Origin of the sequence: Bacillus cereus group sp. BfR-BA-01380, assembly GCF_022663535.1 — a bacterium.
Lineage (GTDB): Bacteria > Bacillota > Bacilli > Bacillales > Bacillaceae_G > Bacillus_A > Bacillus_A cereus_BB.
The window spans coordinates 1-23,633 of record NZ_JAKUFS010000043.1 but is presented as its reverse complement, the minus strand read 5'-3'; the positions used below and the strand labels follow the sequence as shown (position 1 = coordinate 23,633).

Sequence of the window (23,633 nt, the reverse complement as noted above, 5' to 3'; positions counted from 1 at the left end):
AATTCTTAGGTGGAATCCTTCCATTCGTACAAGAGCTTCTAAAAGCAGTAATGTAAGTTTGTTAATACAAAACAATCTTTATAGCGAAATAAATTGATATATAGTAGAGGAAATAAAATGGCAATCGCAATGGCAGTTTTATCATTCTTAGGTGGATTACTTCCATTAGTAGCAGAACTTTTAAAAGCAGTAATGTAAGTTCATTATTCAGCAATTATTTATACAAATGATCTGTATAGCAAAGATGAGCTGAGGTGCAGGTCAGAGGAGGAAATAAAATGGCAATCGCAATGGCAGTTTTAAAATTCTTAGGTGGAATCATTCCATTCGTACAAGAGCTTCTAAAAGCAGTAATGTAAGTTCGTTAATACAAAAAAAATCTTTATAGCAAAATAAATTGATGCAGGGTAGAGGAGGAAATGAAATGGCAATCGCAATGGCAGTTTTAAAATTTTTAGGTGGAATCTTCCCATTCGTACAAGAACTATTAAAAGCAGTAATGTAAGTTCATTAATACAAACGATCTGTATAGCAAAGATGAAATGATATACATAGTAGAGGAGGAAATGAAATGGCAATCGCAATGGCAGTGTTATCATTCTTAGGTGGAGTAATTCCATTAGTAGCAGAACTTCTAAAAGCAGTAATGTAAATTCATTAATACAAAAAATCTGTATAGCAAAGATGAATTGATATATAGAGTAGAGGAGGAAATAAAATGGCAATCGCAATGGCAGTGTTATCATTCTTAGGTGGAGTAATTCCATTAGTAGCAGAACTATTAAAAGCAGTACTGTAAATTCATTATTCCGCAATTATTTATAAAAACTATCATACAAATGATCTGTATAGTAAAGAGGAATTGCTGTGCAGATCATTTGTGTGAGCGAGGTCCCTTTAGTATTATGAAGGGACTTTTTTTCATATGGTGTAGGTTTGGAACTCTTATATATATGATAAAATCGAAAGGGATCTGGAGTGTATTAAGATTCTTTTCGTAGAGAGTAGGGTGAATACATGAATGAACAATATTATGATGCAGTGTTAAATATAAAAACAGTAGGAGAGCAAAAAGAGTTCTACAAGTCTTTGCATTATCATCGTTATGAACCAACACCATACCGCGCACTCGAAACATTATTTACTCAATATGACTTAAAAAGCAGTGATCGAGTTGTCGACTTTGGATGCGGAAAAGGACGGCTAAATTTCTATATTCATCATGCATGTGGTGCTTCAGCTGTTGGAATAGAAATGAACGAGGCATTTTACAAAGAAGCAATGGAAAATCGAGAGCGTTATGTTAGGAAAACGAGAAACAGCAAAGATAAAATTCAATTTCAATGTTGTTTAGCGCAAGAATACGAGATTGACCCGCGTGATAATAAATTTTACTTCTTTAATCCGTTTTCGGTGCAAGTGTTTATGAATGTTATCAATAATATACTGTTTTCAGTAGAACAAGTGGAACGGGAAGTAGAACTGATTTTGTATTATCCATCAGAAGATTATATTTATTTTTTAGATAATCAAACCTCGTTTGAATTGAAAGAGGAGGTTATATTGCCGGGATTGTATGAGCGGAATTCGAATGAGAGGTTTTTGATGTATCGGTTGGGGTATTAGTTGGTTTGGCGTTTTTAGAATTAATTAAGTAGAACCGTATCATAAGTAAGTGCGGTTTTCTACTTAAGTGAATTGAATGACGTAAGAATGATAAGTATAGCTGGAAATAGACAGTCTGACTAAGGGATTAGTTGGGCTGTTTTAATTTGGTATGGTGTGAAAAATGAGTACAGTATAATTTTTATTTACCATTTTTCTATCTAACCATAGTTGTGAAAAGAGGAAGTGGATTTTTATCCAATTCCTCTGGACTTTGTCTTAATTGAATCTATTTTATTTTAACTTCAAAAGATTTTGGACCAAAAACTAAATTTTATTCTTCGATTTGCCAGGCTCGAATCACTTTTTCATTTCCTGTTACATACATCATGTTTTGATCGAAACATATATGACTTATGCTGCCTTTAAGTGCCTTGAAATATCGGGCTTCGCCGTCAAGGCTAAGTTCTATAAGAGTCCCGTTTGCTAATCCTAATATTAGCCATTGACTGTCTGGATGCCATGTAATCGAATAAATCGCACTATGGAATGTTCTAAAAACTGGGAGCCTGAAAATGAACTTCCCAGTATGGGCATCTATTAATGAAAATGAACTTGGTGAATACTTATCATCAGCGATACCGCCAATCGCAATATAGTTTCCACAAGGACTCATACTGAAACAATAAACATTTGAATCCTCACCAAGTTCTGTAATCCATTGGAAATTTTGGTTAGTTAATTCAAAGCATCCAACTCTACATTTATCCGTGATGTAAATGCAATTTTCTTTTTGAGAATATGCCATAAATTCGATATAACCACTTTCGTAAGGATATATATTCTTTAAAAAGTCCTTTTGAGTTAATACAGGTTTCCACTTACGTGAATCTATATCAACCTCTATGAGATGATACTTTTCGGGATTCAGAGCACCATGTAACCACGGATGTGATTGTACGGCTTCTGCTGAGATTCTTAATTTCGTCCCTTTTACAGTTGCTGGTTTGATATCAAAGTGAGTTTTCTCATGTGAATCTTTCCGAGGAACTAACGCAATAAATTTATTTTCATTTTCCGATATCCATGTAAATGGCGGGGAAAGCGGAAGAATATCAATCAAATTTAATGGATATAGATTACAAATAGCTACATGTGCCTGATATCCTTCTACTAAAGGTCCATCAGCTAAAAGTACGGAGTTATCATCTCTCTTAACAATTTCACGTCCAACACCAGTAATTTCATCAATACAATGAAAAGAGATTCCCTCCCGGATTTGTATTCCGGGTATATCCGAAACATAACTTCCACCTTTGTATGTATGGATAAATTTATCTTCAGAAAGGTGAACTAGACTGGTGTATCTTTTTCTCGCGTTATCTTTAGCACAAAGAACACCTTTCTGACGGTATAATACAGTGTGTTCAGCTATTTTATATGATAATAAAGAAACAGGTACGGATTGTTTCTTTTCTTCTGACGATAATTTATATAGTGGTTTAAGATCATGTGTATGGATCGGTGTATAAATATCCCCGCTTTGCATATCAAGCATATCCCAGTTAAAAGCTCTTGCAATATCAAGACGAAGTTGTGTATAGATCCACAATGATTCGGCGTTTTCCAAATATCCCCAGGGCACATGTGTTTCTATACAGTTACATAAATCTGAATCAATGCTATCTCCATCTCCATCAACAAAGGATAAATAAATTTCCATATAATAGATCCCTTTTTCAAATAACCATTGAAAAGCAGATACTTGTTTGATTTCTAAAATGGAACTGAGGAGCTCATTGCACTCTTTTAAAGTTTTTGTTTGCTTATAACTTGGGAGGTTGGTAATTCTAACATCTTGACTCACGTATATTTTCTCCTTCCACTAGTTGATGTATTTCGCAAGTTAAAATAGAGTCGGTTAGTATGAACTGTTCTCAATCGATTCTTTTCTTTCTAGCCGCTGATTTAACTTATGTATAATTGAATCTGACTAACTTTGTGCTTCTTCTAAAGTTAAGAAAGTGTCTTGATGCGCAAATACTTTACGGCGCATATATTGCATACTTCTTTCTACACGATACATTTGATTCCCTTTAAGTGGCTCACTTTTAGCTTAATAAAAACAAGCTGGAATAACAATTATATTTCCAGTATAAGGTGAAATATAATTCATTGTATTTTACTATAAGGATGTAGATACCTACTAATCTTTGATTCAGGATAATGGTTCATCCCTTATTAATAATAGCGAGTGAATCATAAAACCTCATTTAGCTATATTACGGAGAACCGTACCATAAGTAAATGAGGACTAAAAATAAATACCCGACCCCTATTACAGTGAAGCAATATTCTGTAATGGGGTGAGATGTAAATATAAAAAGAAGGGGTACATGTTAATAATAGTAGTATAATAGTGAATGAGGTGTTAATAGTATGGAAGATATAACATTAGGCTTACTACTAGATGTCGTTGGTGAATTATTTTCAGATGAAGTTTCAATTGCCGTTTCTAATACAAAAGAATATATCTACTATCGGCCAAGTAAACGAATTGATTTAAAAATTAGCGTCGGGGACCCTATAAAGGAAGGGACGATTGCCCATAAAGCAATGGTGACGAAGCAAAAGGCCTCTGAGTTTATTAATCGGGATGTTTTTGGTATTCCTTATCATGGAATGGCTGTACCATTTTTAAATAATGGAAAGCTTGAGGGTTGCGTGACGGCAATTTATCCGGCTTTAACAGATGGAAAATCGGTCGTTACCTTAAAAACAACAGACGGCTGGGTTCCGGTTCCTTTTTCAAAGGTCATGTATTTAGAGGCAAAAGATAAAAAGACGTATGTGAATTCAGAGGAATTATCAGGAACACATAAATACTCTCTGCAAGAATTCGAGTACTTGCTTCCGAAGGATTCGTTTATTAGATGCCACCGTTCATTTATTGTAAATGTTAATCATATTAAAGCGATTTATCCTGATACCCATTCTACCTTTTTACTTTCGATGGATAATGGTGAGAGGGTACCAGTTAGTCAATCATACGCCAGTTATTTTCGTAAGCTTCTAGGATTCTAGATTTTTCTGCTTTAGAGCCTAGATTCGCTATTTTATCTGAATTTTCGGTATCGTATACCAAAATCCCTATTTTGATGGTGTTAATGTGTAAAATAATTATGAATATTCATTGAGAGAGGGATTACATATGGAGAATAATTTAGATAGAATCAGGGACCAACGTTTAAAGGAACGGATAGTTACACCTGAAGAAGCGGCTTCCTGGATTCAAAGTGGAATGACTTTAGGCTTAAGTGGGTTTACACGTGCAGGTGATGTGAAAGCAGTTCCATTTGCGCTGGTGAACCGAGTTAAGCATGATAAATCTTTTAAAGTAAATGTTTATACTGGAGCTTCCTTAGGCTCGGATGTAGATAAATTATTTGCTGAAGCAGGAATTTTAGGAAAAAGATTGCCTTTCCAAGCCGATGCGACTATGCGAAAGGGAATTAATAATGGAGACTTTTTATTTGTGGATCAGCACTTGTCTCATACAGCAGAGCTACTTCGTGCTGACGTTATGGATATAGATGTTGCTATTTTGGAAGCGGTTGCAATAACTGAGGACGGAATGATTATTCCAACCACTTCAATTGGAAATTCCTTAGCGTTTGCCCTAAATGCTAAGTCCATTATTATTGAAATGAATATGGCTCAATCTACACAACTAGAGGGGCTGCATGATTTATATGAACCGGAGAAACAAGGGGAAAGATCTCCAATTCCACTCGTTAAATCAGATGATCGAATTGGAACGATCGGTATTCCGATTGATGTTGAAAAAGTGAAGGGTATTGTGTTTACGAACCAACTTGATTCGCCATCGACGATTGTTCCGCCAGATGAAGAAACTGTTATCATGGCACAGCATTTAATAGAGTTCCTTCGAGAAGAAGTAAAAGTAGGCCGATTAACGAATAGTTTAGCACCGTTACAATCGGGAATTGGTTCAGTCGCAAATGCAGTGCTGCATGGAATGTTAGATTCGGAGTTTGAAGATTTAGAAGTGTATTCCGAGGTATTACAGGATGCGGTCTTTGATCTTATGGATGCTGGGAAAGTACATTTTGCTTCCTGTTGCTCCATCACGCTTTCCGAAGAGAAAATGCAACAGGTATTTTCCAACTTTGAAAAATATCGCGACAAATTAATGATGCGTCCGCAAGAGATTTCCAATCATCCTGAAATCATTCGCCGTCTTGGATTAATCTCGATTAATACTGCTTTAGAATTAGATATATACGGAAATATCAACTCTACTCACGTTTTAGGTACAAAAATGATGAATGGTATTGGTGGTTCTGGTGATTTTGCAAGAAATGCACGCCTAGCTATCTTTGTGACTAAATCCATTGCGAAAGGTGGTAACATTTCAAGCATCGTTCCTTTCGTTTCTCATGTAGACCATACGGAACACGATGTCGATGTGATTGTCACTGAACAGGGATACGCTGATCTAAGAGGACTGGCGCCAAGAGAAAGAGTGGAACTGATTATTGAGAATTGCGCACATCCAATGTATCGTGACCAGCTACGAGCTTATTACGAAGAAGCGCAAACAAGGGGTGGACAAACTCCTCATGTTTTAGAAAAAGCTTTTTCTTGGCATACGAATTATGCTAAAAATGGGACAATGCTTGAAAAGGTAGTAGAGACCGTATAGTCAAGTAATGGTAATCCATAAGCAGGGGATTGCATTTGATGTTAAAGAATTGAAGTTAAGTTTTGAATAAACAATACCTCCTCTATTTATATACAAGGACAAGCTTACTTACATGAGCTTGTCTTTTTATATTTTATAAAATGGATTGCTTTTTTATCCCGCATTAACGGGCAGTAATACTCCCACCTCAAAATTCAGCGAAAGCATTGTCCAGTTTCAGTGGCTAGAATGTTCGGTGGCTTCGCTTCTTCCTGCGAGGTAAAAAACACCTCTACGTCAGAAGCTCCATCCCCCTCACATTCTGGACGAGCCACTTCCACATTTCTTTGTTGTCCAGCTCTAGCGGCTAGAATCTCCGGTCGTTTCGCCCCCTCGGGCCTCTCTGTCGGGTGCTCCAACGTCCTGCGATTCTGAGCGAGCCGCTTCCGCCTTTCTTAAGAAGTTAGGTGGGAGATAAACTGCCCGTAAAAGTCCGATTGGTGAGGGCTGATAATCAGTGGGGGATGAAGAAAAACCCCACTGATTAAAGTTTCACTTTATTTACGTTTCACTACTATATCAATGCTGATTTAAGGGTTATACAAATATTTGGTAAAACAAAGTATACTTAATGTCATTAATACATTTAATTAGGAGTGATTTCTATATTTAGGAAAAATGCAAAAAGGATACTCATGTCATTAGTAACAAATCCAATATTAATCATTGTATACGGGATTTTTTGTTACGAGTTAGCTTTATATTGTAAGTATGGAAGAATGAATTATAATATTTATATTTTATTACTATGTGTAGTGTTTTTTATATTCATGACTACATTTACTACAATGAGAATGATAAAAGATAGAGAATATGAATCTAAAAAATTAACGAATTCAGCTGCATGGAAATACATTTCTATTATCATTATTGTTGTAATTACATCATTTTATGGGGTACAGATTTATAAAAGTGCAATAAATTATGATGGCAAACTTGCATGGTTTATAGAAAGATTAAAACATGAAAGATCAGTTGAACTTAAACATAATAATATATATGAATCTGGAGTAGAAGGTATTTTTGAAGATATAAATAAAAAATATCCTTTGCCAAAGAAATTATATATGGCAACTGATTTTGATCTTACATTTCATTCAGATGGAACAATCACAGCGTTTGATACATTTGTTTATGGGAAAAATACTGATGGGAAAGTAGAAACTTATTTAATATCTTATAATAAGAAGAAATCAGAAGATATTACTATAATACGAGATGGGTATGCGAATCCTGATTATGATGATGATAAATTAGTAGAACCTCTAATTAAAACGGTTAAGGCTATTCCGGTTAAGCAAACAGTTAGTCAGTGGAATGAAAGTAAGTATGGCTTGATTTATTATGGGAAAAGGAATTGGGGATCCAATAAAGAGGGAATTATTAATATTACTGAGGATGGTAAGGGGCATAATCTGAAAGAAGCATCTTCTGAAATCATTGGATATACTGTATCTATATTTGTTCCTGGAAAAGAGAAAGAGCTAGTACCTGCTAGGTATAACTTAATATGTGACGAAGAATGGAGTAAATCAAAGACTCCTCCCAATAAAGATAAGCTTAAAGAGAAGAAACAAGATGTAACGAATGAAAAGGAAAAGTTTTTCTTATCAAAAGAAGTTGGTTATAAACTAAATATAACAGATAAAGCATTAGGTAGTGCTTTTTACTCACTAAGCAAGACTATTGATGGAGGTAAAACATGGGAGGTTATCAATACAGATCCATTCAATGGAGGAATGGGTAGTGTATCAGGAATAACCTTTATAAATGATAAACTTGGATTTTTAGGAGCAGTTAGACCTTCTGGTAATGAGGGAGAGTTATATCGTACAGATGATGGGGGCCTATCTTTCAAAAAGGTAAATTATCCGCCGCATGAAGTGAAATTAGATCATACACAGTCTATAATAAGTCCTTTTGATTCTCCTGGTATGCCTTATGAGAAAGATGGAGTCTTTAATATGTTAGTTGGACAAGGGGCAGATGGAGACTACAATGGCGATAGTAGTGCACTTTATCAATCAAAAGATAAAGGAGAGACATGGGAATTTGTAGAGGAAGTTAAAAAGAAATAACGAGAATTTGGAATAACCCCATTACGAATTATTATTCGTAATGGGGTTATTCCTTTCAAAAAAAGAAAACTACTACACTACCAATTAGGTAGCACAGTGACTTTCTTTTTTTTGAGTTAATAAACGCTAAGTACTACGTATGTCTGTTTATTAATTGCGGATTAGATAATCAAATGCACCTAAAGCTGCATTTGCACCTGATCCCATAGAAATAATAATTTGCTTATATGGACTATTTGTACAGTCACCTGCAGCAAATACACCATCGACGTTTGTAGCACCGTGCTTATCTGTTACAATCTCACCACGAACACGTTCAACAGTGTCACCTAACCAATCTGTGTTTGGTACAAGACCGATTTGAACGAATACACCTTGTAGTTCAATGTGATGAACTTCTTCTGTTTCACGATCGATGCAAGAAATACCGTCTACTTTGTCAGTACCAGTAATTTCTTTTGTTTGAACGTTCTTTAGAACCGTTACGTTAGGTAGGCTGTAAAGACGTTCTTGTAATACAGCATCAGCTTTTAGTTCTGGCATAAACTCAAGAACAGTTACGTGTTTTACGATACCTGCTAAATCAATTGCTGCCTCAATACCAGAGTTACCGCCGCCGATAACTGCTACGTGTTTTCCAGTAAATAATGGACCGTCACAGTGAGGGCAGTATGCTACACCTTTGTTTTTGAACTTAGCTTCACCTGGTACGCCAACATTGCGCCAACGAGCACCTGTTGAAATGATTACGCTCTTACTTTTTAGAACAGCGCCGTTTTCAAGTTCCACTTCAATAAGTTCTTTCTTTTCTAAACGTTTCGCACGTTGTAAATTCATGACATCAATGTTGTACTCTTTTACGTGTTCTTCAAGGCTTGCTACTAGCTTAGGTCCTTCAGTGTGTTTTACGCTGATGAAGTTCTCGATACCCATAGTATCCATTACTTGACCACCGAAGCGTTCAGCAACGATACCTGTGCGAATACCTTTACGCGCCGCATAAATTGCTGCACTTGCACCAGCTGGGCCGCCGCCAACAACAAGAACATCGTATGGATCTTTATCAGAAAGCTCTGATGCATCAGGGCCATTCCCCATCTTAGCAAGAATTTCTTCTAGCGTCATACGACCGCTGCTTAAGAATTCCCCGTTTAAGAAAACAGATGGTACTGCCATGATGTCTTTGCTTTCTACCTCTTCTTTAAATGCAGCGCCGTCAATCATAGTATGTGTAATACCAGGATTCAGAACGCTCATCAAGTTCAGTGCCTGCACAACATCTGGACAGTTATGACAGCTTAGGCTGATGTAAGATTCAAAGTGATATTCGCCTTGAATATTTTTTACTTGATCAATTACTTTTTGCTCAACTTTTGGAGCTCTGCCACTAACTTGTAGTAAAGCTAACACTAATGAAGTAAATTCATGTCCTAGAGGGATACCAGCAAACGTTACTCCAGTGTCTTCGCCGATACGATTCACACTGAAGCTTGGTGTTCTCTCCAATTGTGTTTTCTCTACCTTAATTTTGGATGACATTGTAGCTAATTCATCTACTAGAGCTAGCATGTCTTTTGATACATTATCGGATCCTGCGCTAGCTTTAAGTAGTACATCGTTTTCCATCAGTTGAAGATACTGGGCTAATTGTGCTTTTATATCTGCATCTAGTATCATTTTGATTACGCTCCTTAAATTTTGCCTACAAGGTCAAGGCTTGGTTTAAGTGTTGCAGCACCTTCTTGCCATTTAGCTGGGCAAACTTCACCTGGATTGTTGCGAACATATTGTGCTGCTTTAATTTTGTTAACAAGGATGCTTGCATCGCGGCCGATACCGTCTGCATTAATTTCAACAGATTGGATAACGCCATCTGGATCGATGATGAATGTAGCACGAGCAGCAAGACCTTCTTCTGCAACTAATACGTCGAAATTGCTAGTGATTGTGCGAGTAGGGTCACCAATCATAATATATTTGATTTTGCCGATCGTTTCTGAGCTATCATGCCATGCTTTATGTGTGAAGTGAGTGTCTGTAGATACAGAGTATACTTCAACGCCTAATTCCTTTAAGGTCTTGTATTGGTTTTGTAAATCTTCAAGTTCAGTTGGGCATACGAATGTGAAGTCTGCTGGGTAGAAGCAAACTACGCTCCATTTTCCTTTGAAACTTTCGTCAGTAACTTGGATAAACTCTCCATTATGATAAGCATTAGCTTTAAACGGTTTTACTTCTGTGCCGATTAATAACATATTAAAATTCCTCCTAAATGTGAGTTATGAGCAGCAAAAATGATCTTGCTCATAAAGTGAATTTTTAAATTAACTATAATAATTCTAATTCGATATTAATTATCATATAAAACTATTTATTTTGTCAAGGGAAATGTATAACTTTTCTAAACTAGTTAACACACCCATTTTTAAATTGTTTAGGTGAAACACCAGTAAATTTTTTAAAGACTTTCGTAAAATGACTTTGGTCATGAAAGTTTAATAGTGTGGAGATTTCGGATAAAGAATGTCTTGTATAGGTTATTAAGCTTTTAGCCTCATCTATTTTGGCGCGCTGAATATATTTGCTTGGTGAAATCCCTACTTCTTTTTTGAAAAGAACAGATAGATAACTAGGGTTTAGTGCAGCTATTTTTGCTAAATGGGAAAGTGTAATATCTTCGTAGAGATGAGTAAATATATAATTTTGGCATATGTTTATTGGTTTTGAATACTTTTGCATCTTCCCATTTTTTACTCGTTCTGAGAACTCTAGTAAAGCATTCTCCAAAAATGGAGTAATTGCTTTGCTTTCTTTTATTTCTTCAAGGTTTTGGATGAGTAAGTCACTAAGGGTATATGCGATTTCGGGGAATAGCCCACCATCTACCGCAGCCCTAGTCGCAAGTGTGATCGCTGCGATAGCGGAATTTTTTTGACTTCGCAGGTGACTCGTTTTCGATAATACGCCCAGATTTCCTGTTTCGGATAATCCCCTTAGATTTTTAATTAAATCATCCTTTTTTCCTTCTTTAATACACGCAAAGATTTTCTTCTCAGCCAGTGGATCGATATGGGTCAGTAGATTTTGACGTTGCTCCGATATATGTATATCAGGCTGTTCTATTTCAAATTTTTCATTTTCTAGCAGTATATTTTTTTGCAGGATATTAACCACGTCCAATTTTTGTTGATACAGTATGTAGTAAAGGATCATACTCACATTTAAAAAATTTAAATTGCTTAAAACAGGAAGAGAATGATAATAGTGAACCATTTCATCTTTGTTTATTTTGAGATGAAGATCATTGATGATTCCTTTAATTGATACTTCGGATAGCCTGGAATAAAGGACAGGCCCGACAATGATGTTCCCGTTAAGTTGGTCATTTGAACGCAGGTTAATTGAGAAAAAATTTTCAAGGCAGGAGGTCTCCCTTAGTACTGGAAAACGATAGAAGTTTTCCTCCCTAAACAGTTGACGAAATATCTCTTCTTTTGAAGAATACAAGGGGTTGTGCCGAAAATTGCGGGAGAGTTCAAATACTAAATCTCCCTTGTTATCAATAAAAAAGATAGGTATTTTATGCATGTCAAAGACTAGCTTACAAATATAATATAAATCCTCTAGTTTGGAGAAATTCATGATTTTAACCTCTATTCGTTAAAACTCAGCCAATATATAACATCAGCTAAAATTTTTACAATTATTCTAAAAAAAATACCATAATATCAAAAAAATAAAAACTATAATACGTTTAAGAAAACGCTTACTTAGTAATCTTTTGATTAGGAGGATTATCATGAAAAGGGATATTAAGCAAATTATTTCACAAATGACACTAGAAGAAAAGACAAGTCTATGTTCTGGATTAGATTTTTGGCATACAAAAGGGATTGAGCGATTAGGAATTCCTTCAATTATGGTAACTGATGGACCGCACGGGCTTAGGAAGCAGGCGGAGGGAGCAGATCACTTGGGGATTTATAATAGTGTTCCAGCTACTTGTTTCCCATCAGCAGTAGGATTAGCGAGTACATGGAATAAAGAGTTAATAAAACAAGTAGGAGTTGCATTAGGAGAGGAATGTCAGGCCGAAAATGTCGGTGTTCTCCTTGGACCTGGTGCAAACATTAAGCGTTCGCCGCGGTGCGGAAGAAACTTTGAATATTTTTCAGAGGATCCTTTTTTATCATCTCAAATGGCTGCAAATCATATTAATGGCGTACAAAGTCAAGGAGTTGGAACATCATTAAAACATTTCGCTGCTAATAATCAAGAACATCGCAGAATGTCGACCGATGCGATTGTTGATGAGAGAACATTGCGTGAAATCTATCTTGCTAGCTTTGAAGGCGCTATTAAGGAAGCACAACCATGGACAGTAATGAGTGCTTACAACAAAGTGAATGGTGAATATGCGTCGGAAAATAACTATTTGTTAAATGATATTTTAAAGGATGAATGGGGATTTGAAGGGTTTGTCGTTTCTGATTGGGGTGCAGTAAATGAGCGCATTGCGAGTTTAGCGAACGGTTTGGAACTAGAAATGCCTTCAAGCTTTGGAATTGGTGAGAAGAAGATTATTGATGCAGTTAATTGTGGTCAGCTACCTGTAGAAAAGCTTGATCAAGCAGTAGAACGTCTTCTTAACATTATTTTTAAAGCCGCTGATAACCAACAGGAAAACGCTGTGTATAGTAAGGAAGCGCACCATCAGCTTGCAAGAGAAGTCGCACGCGAAAGCATGGTGTTGTTAAAGAATGAAGATTGCATTCTTCCATTGAAAAAAGAAGGAACGGTAGCTGTGATTGGGGGATTCGCAAAGACACCTCGCTATCAAGGCGGCGGAAGCTCTCATATTAATCCAACAAAACTTGAAAGCATCCTCGAAGAAATTGAAACTGTATCAGGTGAAAATACGAACGTATTATTTGCCGGGGGCTATGATCTTGCCAGCGATGCTTTAGATGAAAACATGATTAATGAAGCAAAAGAAGTAGCAGCTGGAGCAGATACGGCGGTTCTTTTCGTTGGACTTCCGGATCGTTATGAATCAGAAGGATATGACCGAAAGCATTTACAGATGCCAGAAAATCATGTGCAATTAATTGAAGCCGTTGCAGAAGTTCAAAGTAATATCGTTGTCGTTTTAAGTAATGGTGCTCCAATTGAAATGCCATGGATAGGTAAAGTAAAAGGAATACTTGAAGGCTATTTAGGCGGACAAGCACTGGGCGGAGCGATTGCTGATTTATTATTTGGTGATGCGAATCCAAGCGGGAAATTGGCGGAAACATTCCCGAAAGTTTTAAGCGATAATCCTTCTTACTTAAACTTCCCTGGTGAAGGTGACAAAGTGGAATACAAAGAAGGTGTGTTTGTTGGATACCGTTATTATGATGCGAAAAATATTGAGCCATTGTTCCCATTTGGTTTTGGATTAAGTTATACAAACTTTGAGTATAGTAATCTTTCAATTAATAAGAAAAAAATAGAAGATACGGAAACTGTTTCTGTTAGTGTAAACGTGAAAAATACTGGCAATGCAGCAGGTAAAGAAATTGTTCAGCTTTATATAAAAGATGTTGAAAGTAGTGTGATCCGCCCTAAGAAAGAGCTAAAAGGCTTTGACAAAGTGGAATTACAACCGGGAGAAGAAAAAACGGTTACCTTTACGTTAGATAAAAGATCGTTTGCTTATTATAACGTTGAATTGAAGGACTGGCATGTCGAAACAGGTGAGTTTGAAATTTTGGTAGGAAAGTCTTCAAAAGAGATTGTTTTACATGACAGTATTTCTGTTCAATCAACGCTTTTCATTCGAAAACCAGTACACCGTAATACGTTACTTGGGGACTTATTTGCGGACCCAATTTTAGCACCAATTACAAAAGAGCTTATGGTAAAGGCATTAGAAGGTAATCCGCTTGCTAGTATGACTGAAGGGGATAGCGATACTTCCGAATTGATGGGTGCCATGCTGAACTACATGCCATTACGGGTACTAGTAAACTTTAGCGCGGGTGCTTTTACAGAGGAAATGTTGAGTGAAATGATTGCGTTATTAAACAATGAGCAAATAAGTCGTTAAGCAGCCGCTGCCCATCTGAACATTCGGGGATGTTTTAAAGCGTAACCGAGAAATTGTGAAACAAATGATGAAGTAATTTTAAATCTATTAAGTTGAAAGAGCGGCGATGGCCGCTCTTTTTTCACAGGGGGAAATGTTTGACGCATATTTCTAACAAGCTATAATAAAAACTAGATGTTTGTTTTAAAAAAATTGTGACATGTAGATTGAAATATTATCAATCTATTACTTTTGCGGCTTTTAGAAAACGCTTACATTTAGTGTGGAGGGAGAAACCATGTCTAAGTTCACGAAGTATTTTTTAATGAAAGCTAGTGATGTTATACCGTATGTAATGGAAAAATTGTCAATGTTCGAGGATGCACAGCGTTTGCAGTGTAAGGAAATTGGAGATGGTAATTTAAATTATGTGTTTCGTGTTTGGGATGAAGAGAAGGGGACTTCTGTTATTGTAAAGCAAGCAGGAGATACAGCGCGGATTTCGGATGAGTTTAAGTTATCTACGAATCGGATTCGGATTGAGTCGGATGTGTTGCAGTTAGAGGGGAAGCTGGCACCAAGACTTGTACCAGATGTGTATTTGTATGATGATGTCATGAATTGCTGCGTGATGGAAGATTTGTCAGATCATACGATTCTTCGGACTGCGCTTATAAATCATCACATCTTTTCGCAACTTGCAGATGATTTAACAACCTTTATGGTGAACACACTACTATTAACATCGGATGTGGTCATGAATCATAAAGAAAAGAAAGAGCTTGTAAAAAATTATATCAATCCAGAGTTATGTGAGATTACAGAGGACCTTGTGTATTCTGAGCCATTTACAGATCATAACAAACGAAATGAGCTGTTTTCTTTAAATGAAGGCTGGATTCGAGAGCATATATATGGCGATCATGTACTTCGCATGGAAGTAGCGAAGTTAAAGTTTTCGTTTATGACGAATGCACAAACATTGTTACATGGGGATTTACATACTGGATCTGTGTTTGTAAGAAAAGATTCTACAAAGGTAATTGATCCAGAATTTGCGTTTTATGGACCGATGGGATATGACATTGGTAATGTTGTGGCAAATTTAATATTTGCATGGGCAAATGCAGATGCGACAATGGTTTCAGGAGTAGAGAAAGATGTGTATGTGAACTGGTTGGAGAATACAATTAGAGATGTAATTGATCTATTTTCTGCGAAGTTCTTAGAAGCATGGGATGTTCATGTTACAGATATTATGGCGAAAGAATCAGGATTTAGTCGTTGGTATTTACAGTCTGTATTAAAAGATACAGCGTCTGTTACTGGTCTTGAATTAATTCGCCGTATTGTTGGATTAGCAAAGGTGAAAGATATTACATCTATTTCAGATGAAGAAGCTCGCGCTAGAGCAGAACGTATTTGTTTGCAAGCGGCAAAGTCGTTTATTTTACAAGCGAGTACGCATAAAACAGGAAATGATTTTTTACAAACGTTAAAAACAGAAGCGCTGTCACTTAGCATGTAATAAGGAGAGAAGATCATGTCTGAACAATTAATACCGATTCAATGGAAAGAGAACGCTTTAGTTTTATTAGATCAGACTCTATTACCAAATGAAGTTGTCTATGAATCTTTTAATGCGGCAGAAAGTGTATGGGATGCGATTCAAGTCATGAAGGTGCGCGGTGCACCAGCGATTGGAGTCTCAGCGGCTTACGGCGTGTATTTAGGGGTAAAAGACGTGCAAGAAGATTTGGTGGAATTGTTTATAACTAAAGTGCAAAAAGTATGTGCGTATTTGGCGACTTCAAGACCGACAGCTGTGAATTTATTTTGGGCACTTGAGAGAATGGAGAATACTGCAAAGGAAAATGCTCATTTATCGATTAACGATTTAAAACAGAGATTGTTAGAAGAAGCAAAAATAATTCATAGAGAAGATGAGGAGATTAATCGTCAAATTGGTGAGCATGCACTTACGTTATTTCAAGATGGTATGGGTGTGCTGACACATTGTAATGCAGGTGCTTTGGCGACAACAAAATATGGAACAGCAACAGCGCCGATGTATTTGGCAAAAGAAAAAGGCTGGGATTTAAAAATTTATTCGGACGAGACACGTCCGAGATTACAAGGATCTACGTTAACGGCATTAGAGTTGCAGCGAGCTGGTATTGATGTAACAGTTATCACAGATAACATGGCAGCGATGGTTATGTCACAAGGGAAAATTGATGCAGTTATTGTCGGCTGTGACCGCGTGGCAGCAAACGGTGATGTAGCTAATAAAATTGGAACGTTAGGTGTGTCTATTTTAGCAAGGTACTATAACATTCCGTTTTACGTAGCAGCACCAACGCCAACAATTGATTTAAAAACGCCAACAGGAAAAGAGATTCCAATTGAAGAACGTGATGCGTCTGAAGTTATTAATCGTTTTGGGCAATATTCAGCACCGCAAGATAGCAAAGTGTATAACCCAGCGTTTGATGTAACGCCGCACGAAAATATTACGGCAATCATTACAGAAAAGGGGATTGTACGCCCACCGTTTGCGGCAAATTTAGAAAAGCTATTTCAGTAATTAGGAATGATAAAAACGATGAAACAGTGGTCATTATAGCGAATGAGTAATAAGAAGCTTTTCACTGAGGAGGATGCATATTATATGTTACTACAAAAAGAGAGAGAAGAAATTGTAGAGTATGGAAAAAAATTAATTACAAGTGGCTTAACAAAAGGGACAGGCGGTAACATTAGTATTTTTAACCGTGAACAAGGCCTTGTAGCGATGAGTCCAAGCGGATTAGATTACTTTGAAACAACGCCTGAAGATGTGGTCGTATTAAATTTAGATAGTAATATTGTTGACGGAACAAGAAAACCATCCAGTGAACTGGATATGCACCTCATTTATTATCAAAAAAGAGACGATTTAAATGCTCTTGTGCATACACATTCTCCTTACGCAAAAACAATTGCATCATTAGGTTGGGAGCTGCCTGCTGTTTCTTATTTAGTAGCCTTTGCTGGACCGAATGTACGCTGTGCTCCGTATGCAACGTTTGGAACGAGAGAATTGGCAGAAGCAGCTTATGAAGGAATGATCGATCGCCGTGCTGTTTTACTTGCGAATCATGGGTTAATTGCAGGTGGACATAATATTAAAATGGCGTTTACAGTTGCCGAAGAGATTGAGTTTTGTGCACAAATTTACTATCAAACGAAATGCATTGGAGAACCGCAATTATTGCCGGAAGAAGAGTTGAATGTATTAGCGAAAAAATTTGAGACGTACGGCCAAAAATGAACAAAGAGAAACTTTCATATGACCAGCTCCTCAATATACAATGTATGTGGTAAAGTTGATAGGGACGGAAAGTGAATCGATTAATAAAAGGAGTAATGTCATTTACTCCTTTTACTATTAAGAAAGGACTGAATACATTGTATTTAACGGTAAAAGAAGCAGCTGAATTTTTAAGTATGCCTGAATCATATATCGAAAGCTTAATTCAACAAAAACGCATACGTGCTGTTCATGATGGGGAGCAGTATTTATTGAATAAAGAGCAATTTAATACACACTTAGAACAAATGGAGAAATATAAAAAGCTAGTAGAAGAAATATTAAATGAACCAATTCCAGAAGATATAGATGTGAAAGATGAGGACTAGGAAGCATTTCCTAGTCTTTATATATGGGATAGTACCATACATCCATCAACTTAAAGGACATGTTTATACAAAGGTTGGTTTTTTTCATGTAGTTTTTATTTCATTTTGTGGCTTTTATAAGTTTAATGGTTATACCTTGGCAGAATCGTTTAAAATCCGTAGGGAAGAGATGCGTCAATTAACGAAAATATACGCTAAGCAAAATTTGGCATGAAAAAGCGATGATTTTATTACTCCAAGAAAATCATCTAATCTTAAAAACATCGGTAAGTATTTGAGACAAATGTACTTCAACGTAAAATAAGCTATAAATAGCTTAAATGGTGCCTCAAAACTTATCTTTAAATTAAAATCCCAATTGAAATCATGCTATTGGTTTTTGAAAGTCTCTTAGCGTATAAAAACATTAAAATGTGCGTGTTACCCCTGTTCAAGTTTCTGTTCAAATTTCTGTATAATCTTATCATGTACTGATTCGATTTTTTCAGGCAACACAAATAAATATTCGATAAGGACTTCTAGTAATTCTGTTAATAAAGCCACTGTTTCATCATCAATTTCCTGCTGCAATTCAAGCATCCCATAAAAAGGACTGTGCGGATGAACGAGGTGGCCAACATCTTGAATCGGTTTAGTGAAATCGATATATTCTGGTAATTGCTCAAATTGCTGAGAAAGAGACTGCCCATTACCTTTCTCTCCAAGAAAATGTTTGAGAACACTTTCTAGAACTCGTTTTGACATTACTGCAGCAGCAGAATTATCTTTTGACTGACTGACATTTAAAGTAGAGCGATATGCCCTGACAAGGTCTGTAGGGATATGTTTATTGCGTTCGAGCTGATCTAAAGGATCTCTTAAATCCGAAGGACTATAAATATAAACTTCTACTTCTACTGCTTTATTTATTCGATTCGGATAATCATTAAACATAATCACAAATTCTGATGGCTCTTTACATTCAAGACAAAGCCCTTCTGCGAATAATCCTCTTTTTGTAACTTGGTAAAAATTCGTTTTTAACGTAAATTCACCTGTTTTACCGCATTTAGGACACTGGCATCTGACATTTTTGGGCAACTTCAAATACCCATACTGGGTATGGGATAAAATGGCCCCTGGCGATATTTTTCTCATTTAAACCTCCTAAAAACTCAACCCTAATACGTAACTTATATAAATGTTTTTGGTAACTATTCAGTCACCTCATGAAGATATAAGATAGTTAGAAAAATTTACTAAAAAATATGTTTACCTGTTTCATCACAAGATGTAGTGGTATCGCAGAGTAGTTATTATTTCTGTATAGTTTATAATTGACAATACAAATTTTTTAATTTATACAAGAAGTATAAATTAAAAAATCATAATTACAATCTGTAATATGTAGAAATAATGGTTTTTTTTTCTAGAAGAGTGTCACCGTACATACCCACATTTTAACAAACATATAAGCTAAACAATTTCGGTATGAAAAAACGTGGATTTTACTACTCTAAGTTTATCCCGTAAAAGCTCGATTGGCGGGCTAATCAGTGGGGCACCACTGATTAAAGTTTCACTTTATTATTACCTAGTACAACCTCACCATTTTACATATCAATAAAGCTCTACTCCACCTATCTTTTGACAATAGTCAAAACCGTATACCACAATATCATTATAACGTCGAAGTCTGGTCTTTTTCAAAACAGAAGCTCAAAGTTTACAAAACCACCTAATTAATCAAATTCTCTACTTTATCCCGCTATTCGTGGGCAGTAATACTCCCACCTCAAAATTCGGCGAAAGCAAAGAAGTTAGGTGGGAGATAAACTGCCCGTAAAAAGCCCGATTGGGCGGGCTAATCAGTGGGGAATGAAGAAAACCCCCACTGATGGAAGTTTCACTTTATCGATAAAGTGAAACTTCCATTTGTCTACATTCGTTTTGATATTTACTACTCACACAATTATATATCTTAGAATAACGCCACATTACTATCAAGCAAAGATTTTTAAGTAACCCCATGTCCATCAACTTAACATTTTAATGTATCACCTAAATGAAAATTTTCTTTCTCTACATATAGCCATTTTGAGAAGTCAGCTCATTTTTTCTTCTTTGGGGTATTTACTTTTCTTAAGTTGATGGGTATGCGACAGGACTCCTAACAGGGGAAACCCCCTCAGTTTTTGAGGGGGCTCCATCACTTCGCTTCGCCTTGCTTGTCCACTTACTGTTGACATATATCGCAATATATTTCCTAATTATTGCATTGAATTTTTTCTTGCTATTGTTATCTTATTGTCTTTTACAACCCAAGGATCTGAAACAAGTGAAGCATCAGCTCTCTTTAATGTATATTTTGTTGCCAGTTGATATTCTGTAGATCCTGTTATTAGTGGTCATGCCACTTACACATCTATTAAAACATCAAGTTTTTGATAAGTAAATAATCAAATTTCACTGTAAATATCTAATAATATAAATATTATGTATTTATTTTTAGAAAAAAACTATATCAAAAAAACTATTATAAAATCCTCTCACTTTAATAAGAATAATCCTAGCCTATCATACCTAGTAACAATAAAATAATTTTAATACGTTTAAATTAATTCGATATAAATTAAATATTTTAGTATAATTTAATCGCATTCTGTGTACTACTTCCCTTTATTTGGATATGCATAATTGCATAAAATGCAGATATATCAGCTACTTTATACTAGGGAAAATGAAGTATTCTCCTCGTAGTAAACGACTCAGTGGCATCAATGCATATATGACAAACGCTAACCTTAGCTTGATAGTGATGTGAAGTAACCCAAAAATAAAATTTTTCTCTCTACAGTTAATTACGAGAATTTAACTCATTTTTTTCATTAACAATTCACACACTTCGGCACCGGCATCATAGAGAGCTACATAAGCAAAAAAATATTCTGTTGTATCCAACAGTTATTTTATTCTTGTTTCTATTCAAAAAAGCTTAATGCCATATTACACATCTTTGCTGGTTGCTCAACAACCGTCCAATGACCACATTCCTCAATTTCTACCAATTGTAGATGAGGTATATGCTCTGAAAATAATTCCTTAATGATAGAAGGTGTAAGAATGTCATGACTTCCTTGCGCGACAAGGATAGGAATGTTCAAAACTTTATGTAAATTTTCAGTCATATCATAGTTATTTATCATATCCGTCTCTATTGCTTTATTTACCTCATTATTAAACGTGTTTTTTTCTTTACGTTTTAGAGTTTCTTGAGAGAAAACGTAATAAGGATCTAATATATGAAAAATATCGTATATTGAAGATTCTCCAGTTTTGAGGCGCTCTCCCAATTCGGAAAGTCTAGCTTTATCATCCTCAGTAAGTTTCTTCTCTAATTCCTTACTAAACCTTTCTAATCCCTTAGAGGTGACTCCTATCGCAGCTGTTAAAAGTATTTTATTGACTCTTTCTGGATATGTAGTCGCATAAAGTAAAGCAAGCATCGAACCCCATGATTCACCAAATAAGTTCATTTTCTCAAGCCCTAATTGTATTCGTAGTGCTTCTAGATTTTCTACTTCATTTTTCATGGAGTATTGGTTATTTTCCGATAGGTCTGATTTCCCACAGCCTCTTTGATCATAAAAGACTAGCTTAAATTTTTTTGATAGTGGAATCATATGAGGCAGAAAAAAACGATGTTCACTCCCAGGTCCCCCGTGAAGAAATATGATTGGTTCACCTTCACCCATAAGGTTAATATACAACTTATAATCATTTACCTTAATAAAACTAATGTTTTCAGTATACATAGTGACCTCCAGTATTTTTTATTTTAAATTCTATTCTTCATTTTTGTAAAATTCCCCGTTCAAATACAATCTGTACAAAAGATAATAACTGAAACAATCGTTGCCGTGGGCTCTTTGTTATACAGAAATTACACAATAAATTTCTGTGAAGTAAATCGATGAACACTACCCTCCACAAAGGTATTAATCAGATATATAAATAAAAAAAGATAAGACTAGGAATTCAGTCTTATCTATGACATAAGGATAAGGAGAGACAAATGGGGCAGAAACCATCACACACTTATTATAATTTATTATCTTTTAATTTTGAATATTTGAACTACAAATAATTAGGGTATTCATATTGAGAAAAAAATAATTATAAGCATGTGAATGTTGAAAGTAGACTTTTTATTAAAAGTTTACTTTTTTATCTATCTGGACTTACTCTGCAATGAAAAATTATGTATATTTGGTAATAAATGATACTTGTTACCGAAACATACAAAGGGGTCTCATAATGGATATTTTTTTATTCAATTTATTATTTTTTTTAGTCTTAATTTTATTGAAAATTAATTTTATTTCAGCACTAAATACAGAGCTAAAAAAAGAGTCAAAAAACTATTTAATAATAATTATTAATTGTCTTTTTATAATTATTTTTTTGTGGCTTAGTATAACTATTTTTTTAGAAATTACTTTAATATTACGCAGAAATTTCGATAATTTATCTTTATAACATATTGTATTAATTCATTGTTATTCATTAATTTGTTTAACTATCATGTTATCGGAATGTTAAAACTTTTAGATATTCACATAAAAAAATGAATGTAAACTTTTAACTATTAATTTACATTCATTTCATTGATTTTATTGAGTTTAAATCACTTCAGTTAATTTTTGAAAGAACACAAAGAAAAATATACATTCAAAACGTTGTAAATAAAGAAGATATTGAATCATAAATCAATATCTTCTCTATTTTCTCTATATTAATATATGAAAACTAATTAACATTCGTAATTTATCCCGCTATTCGTGGGCAGTAATACTCCCACCTCAAAATTTGGTGAAGATAAAGAAGTTAGGCGGGAGATAAACTGCCCGTAAAAGCCCGATTGGTGAGGGCTGATAATCAGTGGGGGATGAAGAAAACCCTCACTGATTAAAGTTTCACTTTATATTGTATATTCTATACATGCGAAGTTACTATAACCACCCTTATCAGTGGTCCAGATATATAGAAACTTAAAAAAGTCCCTTCATATTATAAAGGGACTTGGCTCACACAAATGATCTGCACATCAATTCATCTTTGGTATACAGATCATTTGTATGATGATTTTTATAAATAATTGCGGAATAATAAACTTACATTACTGCTTTTAAAAGCTCTTGTACGAATGGAATGATTCCACCGATAAATTTTAAAACTGCCATTGCGATTGCCATGTGATTTCCTCCTCTGATCTGTACCTTAATTCATCTTTACTATACAGATTGTTTGTATAAATAATTGCGGAATAACGAACTTACATAAATGCTTTTAAAAGCTCTTGTACGAATGGAATGATTCCACCGATAAATTTTAAAACTGCCATTGCGATTGCCATGTGATTTCCTCCTCTAATCTGCACATCAATTCATCTTTG

15 protein-coding genes are annotated in these 23,633 nt (G+C 35.3%); 9 read left to right on the top strand and 6 right to left on the bottom strand.

The features are described from left to right. Positions 1–1,017 precede the first annotated feature (1,017 nt). Entirely contained in the window at positions 1,018–1,626 is a 609-nt protein-coding gene (locus MR076_RS24520) for an SAM-dependent methyltransferase (protein ID WP_242225072.1), read from the top strand. 313 nt (positions 1,627–1,939) lie between these two features. Here MR076_RS24520 and MR076_RS24515 read toward each other — a convergent pair whose 3' ends face one another. Next, complete coding sequence (locus tag MR076_RS24515; RefSeq protein WP_242225069.1) at positions 1,940–3,472, bottom strand: WD40 repeat domain-containing protein; 1,533 nt, start codon at positions 3,470–3,472, stop codon at positions 1,940–1,942. Positions 3,473–4,044: 572 nt separating this feature from the next. Between MR076_RS24515 and MR076_RS24510 the strand changes: the two genes are divergently transcribed. From MR076_RS24510 to MR076_RS24500, 3 genes are all read left to right on the top strand, one after another. Then, complete coding sequence (locus MR076_RS24510; protein ID WP_242225067.1) at positions 4,045–4,689, top strand: LytTR family DNA-binding domain-containing protein; 645 nt, start codon at positions 4,045–4,047, stop codon at positions 4,687–4,689. Between the two features lie 127 nt (positions 4,690–4,816). Next, the gene (locus MR076_RS24505; RefSeq protein ID WP_242225066.1) at positions 4,817–6,331 is read left to right on the top strand and encodes an acetyl-CoA hydrolase/transferase family protein; all 1,515 of its coding nucleotides are present in this window, start codon (positions 4,817–4,819) and stop codon (positions 6,329–6,331) included. A 674-nt stretch (positions 6,332–7,005) separates the two neighbouring features. After that, complete coding sequence (locus MR076_RS24500) at positions 7,006–8,448, top strand: WD40/YVTN/BNR-like repeat-containing protein (RefSeq protein WP_277928608.1); 1,443 nt, start codon at positions 7,006–7,008, stop codon at positions 8,446–8,448. Between the two features lie 150 nt (positions 8,449–8,598). Here the strand turns inward: MR076_RS24500 and ahpF are convergent, their stop codons facing one another. From ahpF to MR076_RS24485, 3 genes are all read right to left on the bottom strand, one after another. Next, positions 8,599–10,125: an alkyl hydroperoxide reductase subunit F gene (gene ahpF, locus MR076_RS24495; protein ID WP_242225063.1), complete on the bottom strand. Its 1,527-nt coding sequence runs from the start codon at positions 10,123–10,125 to the stop codon at positions 8,599–8,601. Between the two features lie 14 nt (positions 10,126–10,139). Beyond that, positions 10,140–10,703, bottom strand: a complete 564-nt coding sequence (ahpC, locus tag MR076_RS24490) for an alkyl hydroperoxide reductase subunit C (RefSeq protein ID WP_242225061.1) — start codon at positions 10,701–10,703, stop codon at positions 10,140–10,142. Positions 10,704–10,854: 151 nt separating this feature from the next. Beyond that, positions 10,855–12,090, bottom strand: coding sequence for a helix-turn-helix domain-containing protein (locus MR076_RS24485; RefSeq protein WP_242225059.1), 1,236 nt, complete (start codon positions 12,088–12,090; stop codon positions 10,855–10,857). A 157-nt stretch (positions 12,091–12,247) separates the two neighbouring features. On the opposite strand from MR076_RS24485, the gene MR076_RS24480 reads away from it, so the two are divergent. The 5 genes from MR076_RS24480 (at position 12,248) to MR076_RS24460 (ending at position 18,199) form a co-directional block, all read left to right on the top strand. Further along, positions 12,248–14,539, top strand: coding sequence for a glycoside hydrolase family 3 C-terminal domain-containing protein (locus MR076_RS24480; RefSeq protein WP_242225057.1), 2,292 nt, complete (start codon positions 12,248–12,250; stop codon positions 14,537–14,539). Positions 14,540–14,816: 277 nt separating this feature from the next. Then, the gene (mtnK, locus tag MR076_RS24475; RefSeq protein WP_242225055.1) at positions 14,817–16,046 is read left to right on the top strand and encodes an S-methyl-5-thioribose kinase; all 1,230 of its coding nucleotides are present in this window, start codon (positions 14,817–14,819) and stop codon (positions 16,044–16,046) included. Positions 16,047–16,061: 15 nt separating this feature from the next. Next, positions 16,062–17,105: an S-methyl-5-thioribose-1-phosphate isomerase gene (gene mtnA / locus MR076_RS24470; RefSeq protein ID WP_242225053.1), complete on the top strand. Its 1,044-nt coding sequence runs from the start codon at positions 16,062–16,064 to the stop codon at positions 17,103–17,105. An 84-nt stretch (positions 17,106–17,189) separates the two neighbouring features. Beyond that, entirely contained in the window at positions 17,190–17,831 is a 642-nt protein-coding gene (locus MR076_RS24465) for an L-fuculose-phosphate aldolase (RefSeq protein ID WP_242225051.1), read from the top strand. 137 nt (positions 17,832–17,968) lie between these two features. Next, positions 17,969–18,199 (top strand): excisionase family DNA-binding protein, encoded by a 231-nt coding sequence (locus tag MR076_RS24460; RefSeq protein WP_139207770.1) that lies wholly within the window; start codon positions 17,969–17,971, stop codon positions 18,197–18,199. Between the two features lie 420 nt (positions 18,200–18,619). Here the strand turns inward: MR076_RS24460 and MR076_RS24455 are convergent, their stop codons facing one another. Both MR076_RS24455 and MR076_RS24445 read right to left on the bottom strand, forming a co-directional pair. Continuing rightward, complete coding sequence (locus MR076_RS24455) at positions 18,620–19,336, bottom strand: DUF4145 domain-containing protein (RefSeq protein ID WP_242225049.1); 717 nt, start codon at positions 19,334–19,336, stop codon at positions 18,620–18,622. Between the two features lie 1,823 nt (positions 19,337–21,159). Beyond that, positions 21,160–21,993, bottom strand: coding sequence for an alpha/beta fold hydrolase (locus MR076_RS24445; RefSeq protein ID WP_242225047.1), 834 nt, complete (start codon positions 21,991–21,993; stop codon positions 21,160–21,162). Between the last annotated feature and the right edge of the window lie 1,640 nt (positions 21,994–23,633).